23 protein-coding genes and 4 tRNA genes are annotated in these 19582 nt (G+C 70.6%); 20 read left to right on the top strand and 7 right to left on the bottom strand.

The window, feature by feature from the left end:
* Positions 1 to 71: 71 nt before the first annotated feature.
* The 4 genes from OG599_RS13615 (at position 72) to OG599_RS13600 (ending at position 2445) form a co-directional block, all read left to right on the top strand.
* Positions 72 to 569, top strand: coding sequence for a large conductance mechanosensitive channel protein MscL (locus tag OG599_RS13615; RefSeq protein ID WP_327176231.1), 498 nt, complete (start codon positions 72 to 74; stop codon positions 567 to 569).
* Positions 570 to 792: 223 nt separating this feature from the next.
* Positions 793 to 1656, top strand: a complete 864-nt coding sequence (htpX, locus tag OG599_RS13610; protein WP_327176230.1) for a zinc metalloprotease HtpX — start codon at positions 793 to 795, stop codon at positions 1654 to 1656.
* Positions 1653 to 2045 (top strand): YccF domain-containing protein, encoded by a 393-nt coding sequence (locus tag OG599_RS13605; protein ID WP_327176229.1) that lies wholly within the window; start codon positions 1653 to 1655, stop codon positions 2043 to 2045. The genes htpX and OG599_RS13605 overlap by 4 nt, the downstream gene beginning before the upstream one ends.
* 127 nt (positions 2046 to 2172) lie before the next feature.
* The gene (locus OG599_RS13600; RefSeq protein WP_327176228.1) at positions 2173 to 2445 is read left to right on the top strand and encodes a GlsB/YeaQ/YmgE family stress response membrane protein; all 273 of its coding nucleotides are present in this window, start codon (positions 2173 to 2175) and stop codon (positions 2443 to 2445) included.
* 22 nt (positions 2446 to 2467) lie between these two features.
* Here OG599_RS13600 and OG599_RS13595 read toward each other — a convergent pair whose 3' ends face one another.
* The 3 genes from OG599_RS13595 to OG599_RS13585 form a co-directional block, all read right to left on the bottom strand.
* On the bottom strand, positions 2468 to 3133 hold the full coding sequence (locus tag OG599_RS13595; protein ID WP_327176227.1) for an alpha-ketoglutarate-dependent dioxygenase AlkB family protein: 666 nt from the start codon (positions 3131 to 3133) through the stop codon (positions 2468 to 2470).
* A 2-nt stretch (positions 3134 to 3135) separates the two neighbouring features.
* Entirely contained in the window at positions 3136 to 3687 is a 552-nt protein-coding gene (locus OG599_RS13590; protein ID WP_327176226.1) for a methylated-DNA--[protein]-cysteine S-methyltransferase, read from the bottom strand.
* Between the two features lie 214 nt (positions 3688 to 3901).
* Complete coding sequence (locus tag OG599_RS13585) at positions 3902 to 4390, bottom strand: YajQ family cyclic di-GMP-binding protein (protein ID WP_275493775.1); 489 nt, start codon at positions 4388 to 4390, stop codon at positions 3902 to 3904.
* 185 nt (positions 4391 to 4575) lie between these two features.
* On the opposite strand from OG599_RS13585, the gene OG599_RS13580 reads away from it, so the two are divergent.
* Positions 4576 to 4657 (top strand) — tRNA-Tyr (locus OG599_RS13580).
* Positions 4658 to 4788: 131 nt separating this feature from the next.
* On the opposite strand, the gene OG599_RS13575 is transcribed toward OG599_RS13580, so the two are convergent.
* Positions 4789 to 5445 carry an SDR family oxidoreductase gene (locus tag OG599_RS13575; RefSeq protein WP_327176225.1) on the bottom strand — a complete coding sequence of 219 codons (657 nt, stop codon included), beginning with the start codon at positions 5443 to 5445 and terminating at the stop codon, positions 4789 to 4791.
* A gap of 62 nt (positions 5446 to 5507) precedes the next feature.
* Positions 5508 to 6821: an amidohydrolase family protein gene (locus tag OG599_RS13570; protein ID WP_327176224.1), complete on the bottom strand. Its 1314-nt coding sequence runs from the start codon at positions 6819 to 6821 to the stop codon at positions 5508 to 5510.
* Positions 6822 to 7182: 361 nt separating this feature from the next.
* On the opposite strand from OG599_RS13570, the gene OG599_RS13565 reads away from it, so the two are divergent.
* The 8 genes from OG599_RS13565 (at position 7183) to OG599_RS13530 (ending at position 12072) form a co-directional block, all read left to right on the top strand.
* A tRNA-Thr gene (locus OG599_RS13565) sits at positions 7183 to 7255 on the top strand.
* Positions 7256 to 7301: 46 nt separating this feature from the next.
* A tRNA-Met gene (locus tag OG599_RS13560) sits at positions 7302 to 7374 on the top strand.
* A gap of 89 nt (positions 7375 to 7463) precedes the next feature.
* Complete coding sequence (gene rpmG, locus OG599_RS13555) at positions 7464 to 7628, top strand: 50S ribosomal protein L33 (RefSeq protein WP_003956487.1); 165 nt, start codon at positions 7464 to 7466, stop codon at positions 7626 to 7628.
* Between the two features lie 123 nt (positions 7629 to 7751).
* A complete protein-coding gene (locus OG599_RS13550; RefSeq protein ID WP_327176223.1) occupies positions 7752 to 8204 on the top strand; it encodes a MaoC family dehydratase N-terminal domain-containing protein in 453 nt (150 codons plus the stop codon).
* On the top strand, positions 8204 to 8632 hold the full coding sequence (locus OG599_RS13545; protein WP_327176222.1) for a MaoC family dehydratase: 429 nt from the start codon (positions 8204 to 8206) through the stop codon (positions 8630 to 8632). The genes OG599_RS13550 and OG599_RS13545 overlap by 1 nt, the downstream gene beginning before the upstream one ends.
* 131 nt (positions 8633 to 8763) lie before the next feature.
* Positions 8764 to 9381 carry a TetR/AcrR family transcriptional regulator gene (locus tag OG599_RS13540; RefSeq protein WP_327180024.1) on the top strand — a complete coding sequence of 206 codons (618 nt, stop codon included), beginning with the start codon at positions 8764 to 8766 and terminating at the stop codon, positions 9379 to 9381.
* Positions 9382 to 9487: 106 nt separating this feature from the next.
* Positions 9488 to 10927: a DHA2 family efflux MFS transporter permease subunit gene (locus tag OG599_RS13535; protein ID WP_327176221.1), complete on the top strand. Its 1440-nt coding sequence runs from the start codon at positions 9488 to 9490 to the stop codon at positions 10925 to 10927.
* 89 nt (positions 10928 to 11016) lie between these two features.
* A complete protein-coding gene (locus tag OG599_RS13530) occupies positions 11017 to 12072 on the top strand; it encodes a UDP-N-acetylmuramate dehydrogenase (RefSeq protein WP_327176220.1) in 1056 nt (351 codons plus the stop codon).
* An 18-nt stretch (positions 12073 to 12090) separates the two neighbouring features.
* Here OG599_RS13530 and OG599_RS13525 read toward each other — a convergent pair whose 3' ends face one another.
* Together OG599_RS13525 and OG599_RS13520 are read right to left on the bottom strand one after the other, a co-directional pair.
* The gene (locus tag OG599_RS13525) at positions 12091 to 13113 is read right to left on the bottom strand and encodes an adenosine deaminase (RefSeq protein ID WP_327176219.1); all 1023 of its coding nucleotides are present in this window, start codon (positions 13111 to 13113) and stop codon (positions 12091 to 12093) included.
* A 136-nt stretch (positions 13114 to 13249) separates the two neighbouring features.
* Positions 13250 to 14476: a pyridoxal phosphate-dependent aminotransferase gene (locus tag OG599_RS13520; RefSeq protein WP_327176217.1), complete on the bottom strand. Its 1227-nt coding sequence runs from the start codon at positions 14474 to 14476 to the stop codon at positions 13250 to 13252.
* A 278-nt stretch (positions 14477 to 14754) separates the two neighbouring features.
* Here OG599_RS13520 and OG599_RS13515 point away from each other — a divergent pair.
* The 7 genes from OG599_RS13515 (at position 14755) to rplJ (ending at position 19561) form a co-directional block, all read left to right on the top strand.
* Positions 14755 to 14827: transfer RNA gene (locus tag OG599_RS13515), tRNA-Trp, on the top strand.
* Between the two features lie 106 nt (positions 14828 to 14933).
* Complete coding sequence (gene secE, locus OG599_RS13510; RefSeq protein ID WP_327176216.1) at positions 14934 to 15218, top strand: preprotein translocase subunit SecE; 285 nt, start codon at positions 14934 to 14936, stop codon at positions 15216 to 15218.
* A gap of 73 nt (positions 15219 to 15291) precedes the next feature.
* The gene (gene nusG / locus OG599_RS13505; RefSeq protein ID WP_327176215.1) at positions 15292 to 16179 is read left to right on the top strand and encodes a transcription termination/antitermination protein NusG; all 888 of its coding nucleotides are present in this window, start codon (positions 15292 to 15294) and stop codon (positions 16177 to 16179) included.
* A 177-nt stretch (positions 16180 to 16356) separates the two neighbouring features.
* Entirely contained in the window at positions 16357 to 16791 is a 435-nt protein-coding gene (gene rplK / locus OG599_RS13500) for a 50S ribosomal protein L11 (protein WP_073740413.1), read from the top strand.
* A gap of 82 nt (positions 16792 to 16873) precedes the next feature.
* Positions 16874 to 17596: a 50S ribosomal protein L1 gene (rplA, locus tag OG599_RS13495; protein WP_327176214.1), complete on the top strand. Its 723-nt coding sequence runs from the start codon at positions 16874 to 16876 to the stop codon at positions 17594 to 17596.
* Positions 17597 to 17768: 172 nt separating this feature from the next.
* On the top strand, positions 17769 to 18683 hold the full coding sequence (locus OG599_RS13490; protein ID WP_327176213.1) for a hypothetical protein: 915 nt from the start codon (positions 17769 to 17771) through the stop codon (positions 18681 to 18683).
* 320 nt (positions 18684 to 19003) lie between these two features.
* Positions 19004 to 19561: a 50S ribosomal protein L10 gene (rplJ, locus tag OG599_RS13485; protein ID WP_327176212.1), complete on the top strand. Its 558-nt coding sequence runs from the start codon at positions 19004 to 19006 to the stop codon at positions 19559 to 19561.
* Positions 19562 to 19582 lie beyond the last annotated feature (21 nt).

Raw genomic sequence — 19582 nt, 5'->3', positions numbered from 1 at the left:
CGGCGTGAGGAGCGCGGAGAGCACGGAGAGCGCGCGACGGGCGCGACGAGCGGAACGAGGGAGACAGCGCAGTGCTGAACGGATTCAAGGACTTCATCCTGCGGGGCAACGTCATCTCCATGGCGATCGGCCTCGCCGTGGGAGCGGCCTTCACCGCCGTCGTCACCGGATTCAGCAACGCCTTCATCGTGCCGCTCATCGGTGTCATCACCCGGGGCACCGGCGACTTCAACAAGGCGTCGTTCGACGTCGAGGGCGTCACGTTCCCCTACGGCCTCTTCATCGCCGCGGCCATCGCCTTCGTCATCACCGCCGCCGTGCTCTACTTCTGCGTCGTCGTCCCCATGCAGAAGGTCCAGGACCGCTTCACCGCGAAGAAGGCCGACGAGCCCGCCGACATCAAGGCGGCCCTGCGCGACTGCCCGCGCTGCTACACCGCCATCCCGGCCATCGCCTCGCGCTGCGGCCACTGCACCAGTGAGGTCGAGCCCGACCCCGCCGCCGTGGCGCTCGCCGAGCGGATCACCGGGAAGCCCGTGGGGGCCCAGAAGCTCCCCGCCCAGCGCTGACGGCCCCCGGGAGCCTGCCGCCGGCGCCCGCGCCACCCGTACGGCTCACCCAGGGCTTTCCCGCCCCTCCGCCCCCGTACAGCCGCGCGGGCCCCGCCCTCCGGGCCCGCGCACAAGGGAACTAGCTCACCTCGCCTGGCGTTGACCAGAGCGGGAAGCTCCACTGAGAAGTGGACACCGATCGAGCAAGGGTTCCCCTGCTGCACCATTTGGAGGGCGTACCGTGCACCGCCGGCACAACGGGCTGAAGACCGCCGTACTCCTCGGCGGCCTGTCCGCACTGATCATCGTCATCGGCAGCTTCTTCGGGCGTACCGGCCTGATCGTCGCGCTCCTCGTGGCGGTCGCCACCAACGCCTACGCGTACTGGAACAGCGACAAGCTGGCCCTGCGGGCGATGCGGGCGCGTCCCGTCAGCGAGTTCGAGGCCCCCACGATCTACCGCATCGTGCGCGAGCTCTCGACCGCCGCCCGCCAGCCGATGCCCCGGCTCTACATCTCGCCCACCCAGGCACCCAACGCCTTCGCCACCGGACGCAATCCGCGCAACGCCGCCGTCTGCTGCACCGACGGCATCCTCCAGATCCTGGACGAACGCGAGCTGCGAGGGGTCCTCGGCCACGAGCTGAGCCACGTCTACAACCGCGACATCCTGATCTCCTCCGTCGCCGGAGCGCTCGCCTCCGTCGTGATGTTCCTGGTCAACTTCGCCTGGCTGGTCCCGGTCGGCCGCTCCAGCGACGACGAGGGCCCCGGCATTTTCGGCCTGCTGCTCGTGATGATCCTGGGCCCGCTCGCCGCCTCCGTCATCCAGCTCGCCGTGAGCCGCTCCCGCGAGTACGAGGCCGACGCCTCCGGAGCCCAGCTCACCGGGGACCCGCTCGCCCTGGCGAGCGCCCTGGCCAAGCTCGACGCGGGCACCAAACAGCTCCCGCTGCCGCCGGAGCCGCGCATCGAGACCGCGAGCCACATGATGATCGCGAACCCGTTCCGGCCCGGCCAGGGCGTGTCCAGGATGTTCTCGACGCATCCGCCGATGGCGGAACGCATCGCCCGACTAGAGAAGATGGCAGGTCATCGACCGTGAAGACGATCCTGAACGTCATTTGGCTGGTCCTGTGCGGCTTCTGGATGTGCCTCGGCTACCTCGCCGCAGGTCTCGTCCTCTGCATCACGATCATCGGCATCCCCTTCGGCGTGGCCGCGTTCCGTATCGGCATCTACGCCCTCTGGCCCTTCGGCTACATGGTGGTCGACCGCCGCGACGCGGGCGGCGCCTCCTGCGTCGGCAACGTTCTCTGGCTGGTCCTCGCCGGCTGGTGGCTGGCGCTCGGCCACATCGTCACCGGCATCGCGCTCTTCGTCACGATCATCGGCATCCCGCTGGCCATCGCGAACTTCAAGCTGATCCCGGTGTCGCTGATGCCGTTCGGCAAGGAGGTCGTCCCCACCGACCAGCCCTTCGCCACCCGGTAGACCGGACACGGCCCAGGGCCTGTCCGCCGTCACACCGGACAACCGTTCCGAGCGACCGTTCCGGGCAACCGATCCCACCCCGCACGCGTCCCTGATTCCGTAACCAGGAAAGGGGTAGGCGGGTCACATGGGCATCATCGCGTGGATCATCCTCGGGCTTGTCGCCGGAGTCATAGCCAAGGTTCTGCTGCCGGGACGCGATCCCGGCGGCATCATCATCACGACCCTCATCGGGATCGCCGGAGCGTTCGTCGGGGGCTGGCTCTCCGCGAAGTTCCTCGACCGTCCCATCAACGACGACTTCTTCGACCTCGCGACCTGGGTGGCCGCCATCGCGGGCTCCCTGGTGCTGCTCATCGTCTACCGGCTGCTCTTCGGCAACTCACGCGAACGCCGCTGACCCCCCGCCGCCCGCCCGCCGGTCACCGGTCGTCCAGACCGGTCTCCCGCAGCGTCAGATTCAGCCGGCCGGCCCGCATCCCCGTGTCCGGGCCGGCCGTTCCCGGGTACACCTTCGGCACCCCGTGGAACGCGAACCGGGACGGGCCGCCGAACACGAAGAGATCACCGGACTCCAGCTCCACGTCCGTCCAGGGACGCCCCCGGTCCTCCGTGTTCCCGAACCGGAAGACGCAGGTGTCGCCGATGCTGAGCGACACCACCGGGGCCCCCGAGAGCTCCTCCCGGTCCTGGTGCATGCCCATCCTGGCCGTGTCGTCGTAGAAGTTCACCAGCCCCGCGTCCGGCGCGTACGCCCGGCCCGCCGCCTCGTCCTCGTACGCCTCGGCCACCGCCGCCCGGCCCAGCTCCGCCAGCCACCCGGGGAAGTCCGCCACCCGCGCGCCGTTCACGTCGTCGGCGGTACGGACGTACCGGTACGGCCGCCAGTGCCACCCCAGGCACACCGTCCGCACCGACATCACCCCGCCGCCCGGCAGCTCCGTGTGCCGCAGCGGCACCGGCCCCCGCGCCCACTCCCGGCAGGCCACCACCAGCTCCCGCTGCCGCTCCACCGACAGCCACCCCGGCACGTGCACCGCCCCGGGAGCGACGGTCCGCCGCTCCCTCGGAAACAGCCCCGCCGCCACGGTCAGCTCCGCCCGGCCAGGCGCACCGCCGGGCCCTCCGCCGCGTCCCCCGTCGTCCGGCCGTCGGCCCAGGCGCCCTCGAACGTCAGCAGCCGCTCCTTGCGCTCCGGCCCGCCCGCGTACCCCCGCAGCGACCCGTCCGCGCCGATCACCCGGTGGCACGGCCGCACCACCAGCAGCGGATTGCGCCCGATCGCGGTGCCCACGGCCCGTACCCCGGCCCCCGCGACACCTACCCGCTCCGCCACCCAGCCGTACGACACCGTCCTGCCGTACGGGATCTCCTCCAGCGCCTCCCAGACCCGCCGCTGGAACTCCGTCCCGGCCCCCGGCGCGTACCGCAGCTCGAAACGCGTCAGCCGGCCCGCGAAGTACGCCGAGAGCTGTGCCCGGACCTCCGCGAGTGCCTCCGGCGCCTCCCGCCACCCCGCCAGGACGGCCGCCCCGCCCTTCTGACCCGGTACGGACACGGAGAGCAGGCCCCCGGACGCCTCGTCGCCGACCAGCAGCAGCTCGCCCAGCGGGCTGTCGAACCTCGTGTACACCGTGCTCATCGGCCCTCATCCCTCTCGCGCGCCACTCGGTCCCGTACCCACGAGTCTGCGCCACCGGCGCACCGTCCGGCTGGCGGGAATCCGACATCAGGCATCCGGTGGACACGCCCCGGGAGACCGCCCGCACCCGGACACGGCTCACGGCGGTGCCGAGAACGACACCGCCGTGGGGAACCTCAGGATCTGCGCGGGAGTACGGGCGACAGCCCGTCCGTCACCGGTAGTTGACGTACTGCAGGGCGAAGTCGAAGTCCTTGCCCTTGAGCAGCGCCTGGACGGCCTGGAGGTCGTCGCGGCTCTTCGAGCTGACCCGCAGCTCGTCGCCCTGGACCTGCGCCTTGACACCCTTGGGACCCTCGTCGCGGATGACCTTGGCGACCTTCTTGGCGTTCTCCTGGGAGATGCCTTCCTCGATGGTGGCGAAGATCTTGTACTCCTTGCCGGAGAGCTGCGGCTCGCCCGCGTCCAGCGACTTCAGCGAGATCCCGCGCTTGATCAGCTTGGTCTCGAAGATGTCGAGGATCGCCTTGACGCGCTCCTCGCCGTTCGCCTCCATCAGGATCTTCTCGCCGGACCAGGCGATCGACGCGCCGGTGCCCTTGAAGTCGTAGCGCTGGGAGATCTCCTTGGCGGCCTGGTTGAGGGCGTTGTCGACCTCCTGCCGCTCGACCTTCGAGACGATGTCGAAACTGGAGTCGGCCATGACGTGTGGCTCCTTGCGTCGTGATCGGTCGTAAGCGTGGGATGCAATGCGGTGCAGGAGAAAGCCTAAAGGCTGGCCCCGCGTCCCAACGCTGATCAATCGAGTGGCGGAGCACCCCTGAGCATCGGGTATCGTTTACGTCGTCGCCAAGGAGTCCCCGAGCGGGGCTCCGGAGTGATGTTCGAGGCGGTGTGCCCGAGTGGCCAAAGGGAGCAGACTGTAAATCTGCCGGCTCAGCCTACCCAGGTTCGAACCCTGGCGCCGCCACCGAACGGGAAGCCCCCGTCCACAGCAATGTGGACGGGGGCTTTCTTCATGTCCGGGGGCTTTCCTGTGCGGATGCCGGCGCGCGGGCCTGCGGCGGGGATTCCGTATGCCCGCCGCGGGCCCGCGTCCGCTCAGTTCCCCGCGACGTTCCGGACCGCGACCGCCACCGGCACGTTGCCCGAGATCAGCTCCAGGGTCAGGCCCGCCGTGCTCGGGGTGTCCAGCAGCTCGGCGAGGGCCGCCGCCACGTCGTCGCGGGGGACCGGGCCCCGGCCGGTGGAGGGGGCGAGCAGGACCAGGCCGGTGCCGGCGTCGTCGGTGAGCAGGCCGGGGCGGAGGATCGTCCAGTCGAGGCCGGGGCGCGCCCGTACGGCGTCGTCCGCCGCGCCCTTCGCCCGCAGGTACACGTCGAAGACCTCGTCGCCCGGGTGCGAGGCGTCGGCGCCCATGGCCGAGACCATGACGTAGCGCCGTACACCGGCGCGTTCGGCCGCGTCGGCGAAGAGCACCGCCGCCGCCCGGTCCACCGTGTCCTTGCGCCCGGCCCCGCTCTTCGGACCCGCGCCCGCCGCGAAGACCACGGCGTCGGCGCCCCTGAGTACCTCGGCCACCTCGTCCACGGAGGCCGATTCGAGGTCCAGCACGGCCGCTCGGGCGCCCACCGCCTCCAAGTCCCCGCGTTGACCCGGATCGCGGACGACGCCGACCGCCTCGTCCCCGCGCGCGGCGAGCAGTCGCTCCAGCCGCAGTGCGATCTGACCATGTCCACCTGCGATGACAATGCGCATGGTCACGACCGTACGCCGGAGCGGGCCCCGCCCGCCCGGAGCGCGCCCGGCCGGGACGGAGTTCAACCCGGGCCGGGCCCGGGACCGGGTCCCGGTCTGCCCTGGCGGGGCAGCCCGTACGGCTCCGGCAGCTCCGTGTCGCAGTACTCGCGCACCGCGCTCGTCCGGGCGACGATCCGCCCCCGGTGCACCACGATCCGGCTGTACGCGAGCGAGAGCACGCCCGCGAGTCCGTCGCCGCGCACGGCGAGGAGTTCGGCCGGGGCGCCCGCCTCCACCCGCACTTCGGGCAGCCCCATCACCTGCCGGGCGGTGCTCGCGACGGCGTCGTACGCGGTTCTGACGGGCAGTCCGTGCTGCGAGGCCAGCAGGTACGCCGCCTCCAGCGGGTCCCCGCGCCCGACCGGGTTCGCGGTGTCGCGCAACGCCCCGCTGCCCGCCGCCACGCTCACGCCGGCCGCCCTCAACAGGCGTACGGGGGCGGTGAGTCGGCGCTTCGTACCGGAGCAGCAGCCCTGGGGCAGGCAGACGACCGCCACACCGGCCGCGGCGAGTTGACGGGCCGCCTGCCGCGCGGTCTCCGGCGGCAGCCGCGAAAGGCCGCCGCAGGGGCCGATGGTGACCCGCGGGCCCTGCGGCGAAGGTCCCGGCTCCGCCCCCGGGCCGGTCGTGGGTCCCGCCCTCAGGTCGGCCGCCATCGCGGCGAACCGGGCCAGCCGGGCGGGGTCGGCCGCGTCCGTGTGCAGGTCCACCGGGAGCCTGTGCTCGGCGGCGACGGCGAGGGCCCGCTCCGCGTGCCCGTCCGGGTCGGGGTCGAGGTCCGGGCGCCCGCCGATCACGCCCGCGCCCATCGCGACGGCGTCCCTGAGCAGGGCCGTACCGTCCCCGCCGGAGGCTCCGGTGAGGCGCCGGGGGACCGCCACGGGCGTGAGGTCGGTCAGCCCGCGCAGCGCGTACCGGGCCTGCAGGACGGCCTCCAGGGGTGCGAGGCCCTGCGTGCCGCCGACCCGGACGTGGGTGCGCAGCGCGGTCGCGCCGTGGCCCAGCTGGAGCAGGGCGGCCTCGGTCGCGCGCCGGCGCAGGTCCTGGGGGCCGCGCGGATCGCCGTCGCAGTCGGAGGCGGTGAGGGCGGTGTCGCCGTGGGCGTGGGGTTCGGCGGGGGCGGGGAGCAGCAGGTAGCCGCGCAGGTCGACCCGGGCGCCCCTGGTGCCGAGGCTGCCGGGGTCCCCGACGGCCTCGATGCGCTCGCCCGTCACGCGTACGTCCACGGGGCGGCCGTCGGTGAGCCGTGCGCCGCACAGCAGGAGCGGTTCGGGGGCCGCGCCGGGGCCGTCCGCCGGGTCGTGGTCGGGCCGCCTCGGCCGGCTGTCGGGCATCGCGCTCCTGGGAGGGGTGGTGGTCTCGCCACTGAGGGATGGTGGTCCCGCCAGGCCCGGCGGCCGCCGGGACGGTGCCGGGGCGCCGCCGGAACGGCCGTTTTCAAGATCGAACCGGCCCGAGCCTAGGGCGGAGTCCGACCTGTCCCAGGGAGGAGCGAAATAGTCATACCGGTGAGGTGTGGCGGGACGCCCCGGACGGAGGGGTTCCGTGGGGCGGCCGTGGTTCCGCGCCCCGGGGTTCAGCCCCTGATCAGAGGCCTGACGGGGCCTCGCGGGCGCCTCCGGGAGGGCCCCCGAGGGGGGTCGCGGAAACGGATTTGGGGGATCGGCGGAGAACCGTGTAATGTCTTCCTCGCTCGCCCCAATAGCTCAGTCGGTAGAGCGTCTCCATGGTAAGGAGAAGGTCTGCGGTTCGATTCCGCATTGGGGCTCTGGTGATCGGGAAACCCCGCTTCGGCGGGGGGATCCTTTCATCAAAGCGGTGTAGCTCAGTCGGTAGAGCAAGCGGCTCATAATCGCTGTGTCACCGGTTCAAGTCCGGTCACCGCTACAAACGGTAGCCGATTGTGGGGTCGGTCCTTCGATCGGCTACTCTTTTATGCGTTCATCCGTCCATCCGTCCGTCTTAGGAGCACTCACGTGGCTGCCACCGACGTCCGCCCGAAGATCACGCTGGCCTGCGTGGAGTGCAAGGAGCGGAACTACATCACCAAGAAGAACCGGCGTAACAACCCGGACCGTCTTGAGATGAAGAAGCACTGCCCGCGCTGCAACTCGCACACTGCGCACCGCGAAACGCGCTGAAACAGGCTCGTACACGAGGCCGTCCCCACTGGGGGCGGCCTCGTGTCGTTGTATGGGGTCGTGGGTTGGTTCCATCGACTTCCCTCGACCCCTTTTTTCACTTCATCAGGAGGTAGCGAGCTCATGGCGCTCGACCAGTCCTTCGTGGGGCGGACCTATCCGCCCACCCCGGCGTACGAGGTCGGCCGGGAGAAGATCCGCGAGTTCGCCGAGGCGGTGGGTGACACCCATCCGGCGTACGTCGACGCGGAGGCGGCCCGTGCGCTCGGTCACCCGGACGTGATCGCGCCGCCCACCTTCGTCTTCTCCATCACGTTCAAGGCCGCCGGGCAGGTCGTCGAGGACCCGCAGCTGGGGCTCGACTACAGCCGGGTCGTGCACGGCGACCAGAAGTTCGCCTACACGCGCCCGGTGCGGGCGGGGGACCGGCTGACGGTCACCTCGACCATCGAGCGGATCAAGTCGATGGCCGGGAACGACATCCTGGACATCCGCGGTGAGGTCCACGACGAGTCCGGCGCACACGTCGTGACGGCCTGGACGAAGCTGGTGGCGCGAGCCGCCGAGGAGGCGTGATGTCGGCGAAGGTCGCTTACGAGTCGGTCGAGGTCGGTACGGAGCTGCCGTCCCGCTCCTTCCCGGTCACCCGGGCCTCGCTGGTGCGGTACGCGGGCGCGTCCGGCGACTTCAACCCGATCCACTGGAACGAGAAGTTCGCGGTCGAGGTCGGGCTCCCGGACGTCATCGCGCACGGCATGTTCACCATGGCCGAGGCGGTCCGGGTGGTCACGGACTGGGCCGGCGACCCGGGTGCGGTCGTCGAGTACGGCGTGCGCTTCACCAAGCCGGTGGTCGTGCCGAACGACGACAAGGGTGCGCTGATCGAGGTCAGCGGCAAGGTCGCCGCCAAGCTGGACGACAACCAGGTCCGGGTCGATCTGGTCGCCATGTGCGACGGCCAGAAGGTGCTGGGCATGTCCCGCGCCGTGGTCCGCCTCGCCTGAGCCCACCCCGTACGGGCCGCCGCCAGGCGCACGGAAAGGGGCATCCGCTTCGGCGGGTGCCCCTTCGGCGTGTCCCGGCTCACCCCTTGACGCAGTTAGTGATTGAGCAATAACTTACCTCCATGGTGAGAATGAGTGCGGACGAGCGGCGCGAGAGCGTCATCCACGCGGCGATCACCGCGTTCGCCCGCGGCGGGTACGACGGGACCTCCACGGAGACGATCGCGCGGGCCGTCGGTGTCTCGCAGCCGTATCTCTTCCGCCTGTTCCCCGGCAAGCAGGCGATGTTCCTCGCCGCCGCCGAACGCTGCCTCTCGGACACCATGAGCATCCTCGTGAAGGCGGGTGACGCCGAGGATCCCGCCCAGTGCATGGCCGCGGCGTACGGACGGCTGATCGCCGACGACCCCGACAAGCTGCTCATGCAGATGCAGACGTACGCGGCCGTCGCGGCGGCCGAGGCGTCCGGCGACCACGAGTTCGGCGACTCGGTGCGGGCCTGCTGGGAGCGGATGTGGGACGAGGTCCACCTCGCGCTCGGTGCCGACGGCGAGGAGACCAAGAACTACTTCGCCCACGGCATGCTCATCAACACCCTCACCTCGCTCGGCTTCCCGGCCGGCCACCGGGTCTGGTCGTGTTTCTGGGACACCGCCCGCCCGATGTCCGGCGGGGGCGAGAAAGCCGGGCCCGAGCCCCTCGGTCCCAGGCCCGTCCCGGGCTCCGGCTCCGGTCCGGTCCCCGACTGAGAACAGCGTCACCGGGCCCGCCGAACGCCGCGTTCGGAGGGTGCCCCGTTCTCTGCCCGCAGAAGTTAGTCATCAATAACTAATCGCTCATCATCAGGGGGGAACCATGCACCAGCCCACACCCACAGCCCTGCGCGGCGGAGCCGTCTGGGCTCTCGTCGTCACCAGCGTCGCCAGCTTCATGGCGGCGCTCGACAACCTCGTCGTGACCACGGCCCTGCCGTCCATCCGCGTGAGCCTCGGCGGCGGGCTGAAGGAGCTCGAATGGACGGTGAACGCCTACACGCTCACCTTCGCCGTCCTCCTGATGATGGGCGCGGCCCTGGGCGACCGGTTCGGCCGCCGCCGGCTCTTCCTCATCGGACTCTCCGTCTTCACCGGCGCCTCCGCCGCGGCGGCCCTCTCGCCCGGCATCGGCGAACTCATCGCCTTCCGGGCGGTCCAGGGCGTCGGCGCCGCGATCATGATGCCGCTCACCCTCACGCTGCTCACGGCCGCCGTCCCGGCCGCGCGCCGGGGCGCGGTGCTCGGCATCTACAGCGCGGTCACCGGCCTCGCCGTGGCGAGCGGCCCGCTGATCGGCGGCAGCATCACCGAGCACATCTCCTGGCAGTGGATCTTCTGGCTCAACGTGCCCGTGGGCCTCGTCCTGCTGCCGCTGGCCCGGCTGCGGCTGACGGAGTCGTACGCCCCCGACGCCCGGCTCGACGTCCCGGGCACCCTGCTGGTCAGCTCCGGCCTCTTCGGGATCGTGTACGCCCTCGTCAGCGCCAACTCCGATGGCTGGACCAGCGCGCCCGTCCTCACCGGTCTGATCGCCGGAAGCGCGCTCCTGGCCGGCTTCGTCGTCCACGGCTTCCGGGCGAAGCGCCCGATGCTCCCCATGCGGCTCTTCCGCAGCCGGGCCTTCTTCGGCATCAACATCGCGAGCCTGCTGATGTTCCTCGGGATGTTCGGCTCGATCTTCCTGCTCAGCCAGTTCCTGCAGAGCGCCCTCGGCTACTCGCCCACCGAGGCCGGACTCCGGATGCTGCCCTGGACCGGTATGCCGATCCTGGTCGCGCCGGTCGCCGGCTACCTCAGCGACCGGTTCGGCGGCCGCCCCATCGTCGTCACCGGCCTCGCGCTCCAGGCGGTGGGCCTCGCGCTCTTCGCCCGGGTGCTCAGCCCCGACGTCGCCTACACCGCCCAGCTGCCCGGCCTGATCATCGGTGGCGTCGGCATGGCGATGTACTTCGCCCCCGCCTCCGGACTCGTCATGTCGAGCGTCCGGCCCGGCGAGCAGGGCATCGCCTCCGGCGCCAACAACGCGCTGCGCGAGGTCGGCGGCGCCCTCGGGGTCGCCGTGCTGGCCTCCGTCTTCTCCGCGCGGGGCGGCTTCGGCTCCCCGCAGCAGTTCACCGACGGGACCGTGCCCGCGGTCTGGATCGGGGCCGGCGTGGTGGCGCTCGCCGCGCTGGTCGCCCTGCTGGTGCCGGGCCGCCGCACCGGCGCGCCGGTGCCGGAGGCCGAGTCCGCCACCCCGGCCGTCCGCGTCCCGGCCTGAGAGCCGTCCCGGTCGCCGTACGGGCCCCGGTCCCGCCGACCCCGACCGAGCGTCGGGGCGGGCGGGACCGGGGCCCGTACTCTGGTCCCGTGCAGGTACTCCACGACGCCCCCCTCGCCCCCCTGACCACCTTCCGGCTCGGCGGCCCGGCCACCCGGCTCGTCACCGCGACGACCGACGCCGAGGTGATCGCTGCCGTCCGCGAGGCCGACGACGCGGGCACCCCGCTGCTGATCGTCGGCGGCGGCTCCAACCTGGTCATCGGCGACAAGGGCTTCGACGGCACCGCCCTGCGCATCGCCACCACCGGCTTCGAGCTCACCGGCACCCGCCTCGAACTCGCGGCCGGCGAGGTCTGGACCGACGCCGTCGCCCGTACCGTCGAAGCCGGGCTCGCGGGCATCGAGTGCCTCGCCGGAATCCCCGGCTCCGCCGGTGCCACGCCGATCCAGAACGTGGGGGCGTACGGCCAGGAGGTCGCCGCCACCATCAGCGAGGTCGTCGCCTACGACCGGCGCTCGGGGGAGACGGTCACCCTCTCCAACGCCGCGTGCGGTTTCTCCTACCGGCACAGCACCTTCAAGCACCACCCCGGCCGGTACGTCGTCCTGCGCGTCCGCTTCGAGCTGGAGGACGCGGGAGGACTGTCGGCGCCCGTCAAGTACGCGGAGATGGCCCGCACCCTCGGCGTCGGGCCCGGCGACCGGGTCCCGGCCGCCGCCGCCCGGGAGACCGTCCTCGCGCTGCGCGCGGGCAAGGGCATGGTGCTGGACCCCGAGGACCACGACACCTGGTCCGCCGGCTCCTTCTTCACCAACCCGGAGCTCGACGAGCGGCAGTACGCGGAGCTCCTCGCCCGCGCCGCCGAACGCCTGGGCCCCGACACCGCCCCGCCCGCCTACCCGGCGGGGGACGGGCGGACCAAGACCTCGGCCGCCTGGCTGATCGACAAGGCCGGTTTCACCAAGGGGTACGGCACCGGCCCCGCCCGCATCTCCACCAAGCACACCCTCGCCCTCACCAACCGGGGCGAGGCCACCACCGAGGACCTGCTCGCCCTCGCCCGCGAGGTCGTGGCCGGGGTCCGCGAGGCGTTCGGCGTGACCCTCGTCAACGAACCGGTGACGGTCGGCGTCAGCCTCTGAGGAGGCCCCGCGAGCCGCTCAGGCGGCCGGAGCGGCCAGCCAGCCGTCGATCCCGTCCAGCAGCCCGCGCCGCACGTCCTCGGGTGCCACCGAGCCGCGCACCGACTGCCGGGCGAGTTCCGCCAGCTCCTCGTCGCTGAAGGCGTGGTGCTTGCGCACCAGGTCGTACTGGTCCGCCAGCCGGGCGCCGAAGAGCAGCGGGTCGTCCGCGCCGAGCGCCATCGGCACCCCCGCCTCGAACAGGGCCCGCAGCGGCACGTCGCCGGGCTTCTCGTAGACCCCCAGCGCCACGTTGGACGCCGGGCAGACCTCGCAGGTGATCCCGCGCTCCGCCAGCCTCCGCATCAGCCGGGGATCCTCGGCGGCCCGCACCCCGTGCCCGATCCGGTACGCGTCCAGGTCGTCCAGGCAGTCCCGGACGCTGGAGGGACCGGCCAGCTCACCGCCGTGCGGGGCGGCGATCAGCCCGCCCTCGCGGGCGATGGCGAAGGCCCGGTCGAAGTCCCGGGCCATGCCCCGGCGCTCGTCGTTGGAGAGCCCGAACCCGACGACCCCCCGGTCCGCGTACCGCACCGCGAGGCGGGCCAGCGTGCGGGCGTCCAGCGGGTGCTTCATCCGGTTCGCCGCGATCACCACCCGCATCCCCAGCCCGGTCTCCCGGGAGGCGCTGTCCACGGCGTCCAGGATGATCTCGATCGCCGGGATCAGCCCGCCGAGCAGCGGCGCGTACGAGGTGGGGTCGACCTGGATCTCCAGCCAGCCGGAACCGTCCGCGACGTCCTCCTGCGCGGTCTCCCGCACCAGGCGCTGGATGTCCTCCGGCTCCCGCAGGCAGGACCGGGCGATGTCGTAGAGCCGCTGGAAGCGGAACCAGCCCCGTTCGTCGGTCGCCCGCAGTTCGGGGGGTTCACCGCCGGTGAGGGCCTCGGGCAGGCGCACGCCGTACTTGTCGGCGAGTTCGAGCAGGGTGGTGGGCCGCATCGACCCCGTGAAGTGCAGGTGCAGGTGGGCCTTGGGCAACAGACGTACATCACGCTCCATTGGAAGATCCTGCCGCACCCGCGCCCCGGAGCGGAAGCCGCTTCCTCTTTCGAGGAGGGGGGCGAACAAAAAAGCGCCCCCGGACCGGGACATGAAGTCCGCGGCCCGGGGGCACCCTCCGGCGTTCGGCGCGAGGTCAGTCGCGCGCCTCGCCGAGCAGCTTCTGGACCCGCGAGACGCCCTCGACCAGGTCGTCGTCGCCCAGCGCGTAGGAGAGCCGGAGGTAACCCGGCGTACCGAAGGCCTCACCCGGTACGACGGCGACCTCGGCCTCGTCCAGGATGAGCGCCGCCAGCTCGACCGAGCTCGCCGGGCGCCGGCCGCGGATCTCCTTGCCGAGCAGGGCCTTCACCGAGGGGTACGCGTAGAACGCGCCCTCGGGCTCGGGGCAGAGGACCCCGTCGATCTCGTTGAGCATCCGCACGATCGTCCTGCGCCGGCGGTCGAAGGCGGTCCGCATCTCGGCGACCGCGTCCAGCGGCCCGGAGACGGCGGCCAGCGCCGCGGCCTGGGCGACGTTGGAGACGTTCGAGGTGGCGTGCGACTGGAGGTTGGTCGCGGCCTTCACGATGTCCTTCGGGCCGACGATCCACCCCACCCGCCAGCCGGTCATCGCGTACGTCTTGGCGACACCGTTGACCACGATGCACTTGTCCCGCAGCTCCGGCAGGAGCGCCGGCAGCGAGGTGAACTCGGCGTCGCCGTAGACGAGGTGCTCGTAGATCTCGTCGGTCAGCACCCACAGCCCGTGCTCGACGGCCCAGCGGCCGATCGCCTCGGCCTCGGCCTCGGTGTACACCGCGCCGGTCGGGTTGGACGGCGAGACGAACAGGACGACCTTCGTCCGCTCCGTCCGGGCGGCCTCCAACTGCTCGACGGTCACCTTGTACCCGGTGGTCTCGTCGGCCACCACGTCCACCGGCACACCGCCGGCCAGCCGGATCGACTCCGGGTAGGTGGTCCAGTACGGAGCCGGGACGATGACCTCGTCGCCCGGGTCGAGGACCGCGGCGAAGGCCTCGTAGATGGCCTGCTTGCCGCCGTTGGTCACCAGGACCTGCGAGGCGTCGACCTCGTAGCCGGAGTCGCGCAGCGTCTTCGCCGCGATCGCCGCCTTGAGCTCCGGCAGCCCGCCCGCCGGGGTGTAGCGGTGGTACTTGGGGTTGCGGCACGCCTCGATCGCGGCCTCGACGATGTAGTCGGGCGTCGGGAAGTCGGGCTCACCGGCACCGAACCCGATCACCGGACGGCCGGCGGCCTTGAGTGCCTTCGCCTTGGCGTCGACGGCGAGGGTGGCGGACTCGGAGATCGCGCCGACGCGGACGGAGACCCGGCGTTCGGACGGAGAAGTTGCAGCGCTCATGCCCCCATGGTGCCTGACCGGGACCCCCCTCGGCGCGGCAGTTCCAGCGGCTGGACAGGGCCCCGCAGGCCCTCGTACGGGCCCTGGTCAGGGCCGGAAGGAGGCCCCGGGGAAGCCCCGGGACACGCCCCGCGGACCCCCGTCAGGATGGCCCGCTCAACTTCTGTTCGACGCGGAGCCCATGAACACGTACACTCACCTGTCGTTGGCCTTCACCAGCCGCACCGGAATGACTTCCTGGTCACCAGGGGACATGCGGTAGGTTGGGGAAACCACAAAGGGTCGTAGCTCAATTGGTAGAGCACTGGTCTCCAAAACCAGCGGTTGGGGGTTCAAGTCCCTCCGGCCCTGCTACACACTCCTTCGCCAGGATGTGTGCGCATGTACGTACTTCATTGCACAGCCGTGCGGCTCCACCGGGCGCGGCACGGCCACGACCCGGAATCAGGTGAGTAGCGTGACGGACGCCGTGGGCTCCATCGACATGCCTGATGCTGAGGATGAAGCGCCCGAGTCGAAGAAGGCTCGGAAGGGCGGCAAGCGCGGCAAGAAGGGCCCGTTCGGCCGTCTCGCGCTCTTCTACCGTCAGATCATCGCCGAGCTGCGCAAGGTCGTCTGGCCCACGCGCAAGCAGCTGAGCACGTACACCACCGTGGTGATTGTGTTCGTAGTCGTCATGATTGGTCTCGTTACCGTGATTGACTTCGGATTCCAGCGGGTCATCAAGTACGTCTTCGGCTGATCCCGCGGAGGGCGCCTCACCGGCGCCCCTTTCGCATGTTCCACCCATTTGTATCCAGGAAGAAGCAGCCATCGTGTCTGACCCGAACCTGAACGACGCCGCCGAGTCCGGGACGGACGCCTTCGAGTCCGCCGAGGACCAGCACGACATCGTTGAGGCCTCGGAGTCCGAGTCCTCCGAGTCCTCGGACCAGGTCGAAGCTGCTGACGAGAGCGCTGAAGCCGAGCTCGACGCCGACGAGACCGACGACGCCGACGAGGCGCTCGCCGCAGAGTCCGACGACGAGCCCGCCGGGGACGACGCCGACGAGGAGTCCGAGGAGGCCGCCGAGCCGGCCGCCCCCGTCGACCCCGTCGCCGCCCTGCGCGAGGAACTCCGCACCCTGCCCGGCGAGTGGTACGTCATCCACACGTACGCCGGGTACGAGAAGCGCGTGAAGGCCAACCTGGAGCAGCGCGCCGTCTCGCTCAACGTCGAGGAGTTCGTCTACCAGGCGGAAGTCCCCGAGGAAGAGATCGTCCAGATCAAGAACGGCGAGCGCAAGAACGTCCGCCAGAACAAGCTCCCGGGCTACGTCCTGGTGCGCATGGACCTGACGAACGAGTCCTGGGGCGTCGTCCGCAACACGCCCGGCGTCACCGGCTTCGTGGGCAACGCCTACGACCCGTACCCGCTGACCCTGGACGAGATCGTCAAGATGCTCGCCCCCGAGGCCGAGGAGAAGGCCGCCCGCGAGGCCGCGGAGGCCGCGGGCAAGCCGGCTCCGGCCCGTCGGGTCGAGGTCCAGGTGCTCGACTTCGAGGTGGGCGACTCGGTCACCGTCACCGACGGCCCGTTCGCGACGCTGCAGGCGACGATCAACGAGATCAACGCCGACTCGAAGAAGGTCAAGGGTCTCGTCGAGATCTTCGGCCGTGAGACCCCGGTCGAGCTCAGCTTCGACCAGATCCAGAAGAACTGACGGTTTCCGTCTCCTTTCTGGACACATGCCTACCGAGCAGGTCAGACAGGCTTCGCAGCCGGTCTGACCTGCTCGGTTTTTGGTTGCGCAGCTATACCCGTTATCGTTGTGCGGTATGCCTCCGTCCGGATGACCGGAATGGCGGCGAAACACTCTCACTAGGACCCGGAGAGAGCAATGCCTCCCAAGAAGAAGAAGATCACGGGGCTTATCAAGCTCCAGATCAACGCCGGTGCCGCCAACCCGGCCCCGCCGGTCGGCCCCGCGCTGGGTCAGCACGGCGTCAACATCATGGAGTTCTGCAAGGCCTACAACGCCGCGACCGAGTCGCAGCGTGGCATGGTCGTGCCGGTGGAGATCACGGTCTACGACGACCGTTCCTTCACCTTCATCACCAAGACTCCGCCGGCCGCCAAGCTGATCCTCAAGGCCGCTGGTGTGGACAAGGGCTCCGGCGAGCCGCACAAGACCAAGGTCGCCAAGCTGACGGCTGCCCAGGTCCGCGAGATCGCCACGACCAAGCTCCCCGACCTGAACGCCAACGACCTCGACGCCGCGTCGAAGATCATCGCTGGCACCGCCCGTTCCATGGGCATCACGGTCGAAGGCTGAGTCCAGCCTTCCAGGCCTCAAGTGGTAGGACCAGGCGCTGGTCCGCACCACGACTCCACACTCTGAACACACAGGAGCAGCAGTGAAGCGCAGCAAGAACCTCCGCGCTGCGGACGCGAAGATCGACCGGGAGCGCGTCTACGCCCCGCTCGAGGCCGTCCGTCTCGCCAAGGAGACCGCGACCACCAAGTTCGACGGCACCGTCGAGGTCGCCTTCCGCCTGGGCGTTGACCCTCGCAAGGCCGACCAGATGGTCCGTGGCACCGTGAACCTCCCGCACGGCACCGGCAAGACCGCCCGGGTCCTGGTCTTCGCGACCGGTGACCGTGCTGCGGCCGCGGAAGCCGCGGGCGCCGACATCGTCGGCTCCGACGAGCTCATCGACGAGGTCGCGAAGGGCCGCCTGGACTTCGACGCCGTCGTCGCCACCCCGGACCTCATGGGCAAGGTCGGCCGCCTCGGCCGCGTGCTCGGTCCGCGTGGTCTGATGCCGAACCCGAAGACCGGCACCGTCACCCCCGATGTCGTCAAGGCTGTCAACGACATCAAGGGCGGCAAGATCGAGTTCCGCGTCGACAAGCACTCGAACCTGCACTTCATCATCGGCAAGGTCTCCTTCGACGAGACGAAGCTGGTCGAGAACTACGCCGCCGCGCTGGAGGAGATCCTCCGTCTGAAGCCGTCGGCCGCCAAGGGCCGCTACATCAAGAAGGCCGCGCTGGCCACCACGATGGGCCCCGGCATCCCGCTGGACTCGAACCGCACCCGTAACCTCCTCGTCGAGGAGGACCCGGCCTCCGTCTGAGCCTCCGTGCTCACCGGGTAGCCGCGTCACGCGTGTAGATGGGCCCTGCAACCATGTGGTTGCGGGGCCCGTCTTCGTATCCGGAGCGGTCCGGCTGGACGGGGCCGCATCGGTCGCTGTCAGCCCCCTGTGCAAGGGTGGGACGACAGTACGTACGAGGGGTGGGGCAGTGATGACGAGCAGGACACTGCGGCGCGTGTGCGCGTCGGTCGTGACAGTGGTGGCGCTGTCTTCGGTGGCGGCGTGCGGGGGGTCGGACGACGCCGCGGGTTCCGCCGGCAAGAACGGCGACAAGAGCCCGGCCGGTGCCGTGGCCGCCGTGTCGCCGATCGCCGCGCTCAAGCGGGTGCAGCAGAAGAGCGACGGCGTCGCGTCCGCCAAGGTGGAGAGCACCGTCGACATGGGCACCACCATGTCGATGGAGATGTCCGGGACCATGGACTGGTCGAACGGCATGACCGGGGACGTCTCCGTCCGGTACACCGGCGGCTCCATGGGATCGGCCATGGCGAAGATGGGCGAGGACGGCTCGGTCCGGACCTTGTACCTCAAGGACGCCTACTACATGAACATGGGCGACTCCTTCGCCGCCGCCCTCGGCGGCAAGCACTGGGTCCGGTACGCCTACGCCGATCTCGCCGCGCTCACCGGCGCCTCCGGCGAGGCGCTGCAGAGCCAGGTGCAGAACACCACGCCGCTGGAAGCCGTGAAGACGCTGCTGGCCGCCGGTGACGTCAAGAAGGTCGGCGTGGAGGACGTCCGGGGAGTTTCCGCCACGCACTACTCCGGAGTCGTCGACGCGGCCGCGATCACCGCGAAGGTCGGCGCCCTCGACGCCCAGAAGACCGCGGAGCTCAGGGAGCAGCTCGACAAGGCCGGCATCACCACGGAGACGATCGACCTGTGGGTCGACAAGAACGACCTGCCGGTCAAGAAGACCGAGCGGGCCGAGAGCGCCACCGGCGACGTGAACACCACCGTCTTCTACAGCGGGTACGGCACCCCGGTGAGCGTCCAGGCGCCCGCGGCGGGGGACACGGTGGACTTCAAGGAGGTCGCGGGACAGGCCTCGACCTCCGCTTCCTGACCCCTTCTCGACGCCTTCCAGTGGCCCGCGGGGTGCGGGCGTAAACCTCCCGCACCCTGCGGATTCCGGACGGATTTGCCCCGCGCGGTCCCGGTCGCGTACGCTCCTTGAGAAGCCAAAGACCGCTGGTCGTTGGTGTGCCTTCGTCAGAAGGGACATCGACCGAAGGTTCCGTACAGACGGACGACCTGCGCAGGTGACTGTGGAACTGCTCCCGGACTCGTGCCGGTCGAGCCGCGCCCTGGCACTTGTGCTGGGGCGTTTCGTCTTTCCCGGCCCCTTCTGAGCGGTCCTCATCACCCGGAAGGAGGCCGACGCTCATGGCAAGGCCCGACAAGGCTGCCGCGGTAGCCGAGCTCGCGGACCAGTTCCGCAGCTCGAACGCCGCCGTGCTGACCGAGTACCGGGGTCTCACCGTGGCCCAGCTCAAGCAGCTGCGCCGTTCGCTCGGTGAGAACGCCCAGTACGCCGTGGTGAAGAACACGCTGACCAAGATCGCGGCCAACGAGGCCGGGATCGACACGCTGGACGACCTGTTCGCAGGCCCGACGGCGGTTGCCTTCGTCACCGGTGACCCGGTGGAGTCGGCGAAGGGTCTTCGTGACTTCGCCAAGGACAACCCGAACCTCATCATCAAGGGCGGTGTCCTTGACGGCAAGGCGCTGTCCGCCGATGAGATCAAGAAGCTCGCGGACCTCGAGTCCCGCGAGGTTCTGCTCGCCAAGCTGGCAGGTGCACTGAAGGGCAAGCAGTCTCAGGCTGCGGCGCTCTTCCAGGCGCTCCCCTCGAAGTTCGTCCGCACCGCGGAAGCTCTTCGTGCCAAGAAGGAAGAGCAGGGCGGTGCCGGTACGCCGGCGCCCGCCGAGGCTGCCGAGTAACCACTCAGCGGTCCAGCGGGC

Origin of the sequence: Streptomyces sp. NBC_01335 (genome assembly GCF_035953295.1) — a bacterium.
Taxonomy (GTDB): Bacteria; Actinomycetota; Actinomycetes; order Streptomycetales; family Streptomycetaceae; genus Streptomyces.
This window is presented reverse-complemented; position numbering and strand designations above follow the sequence as displayed.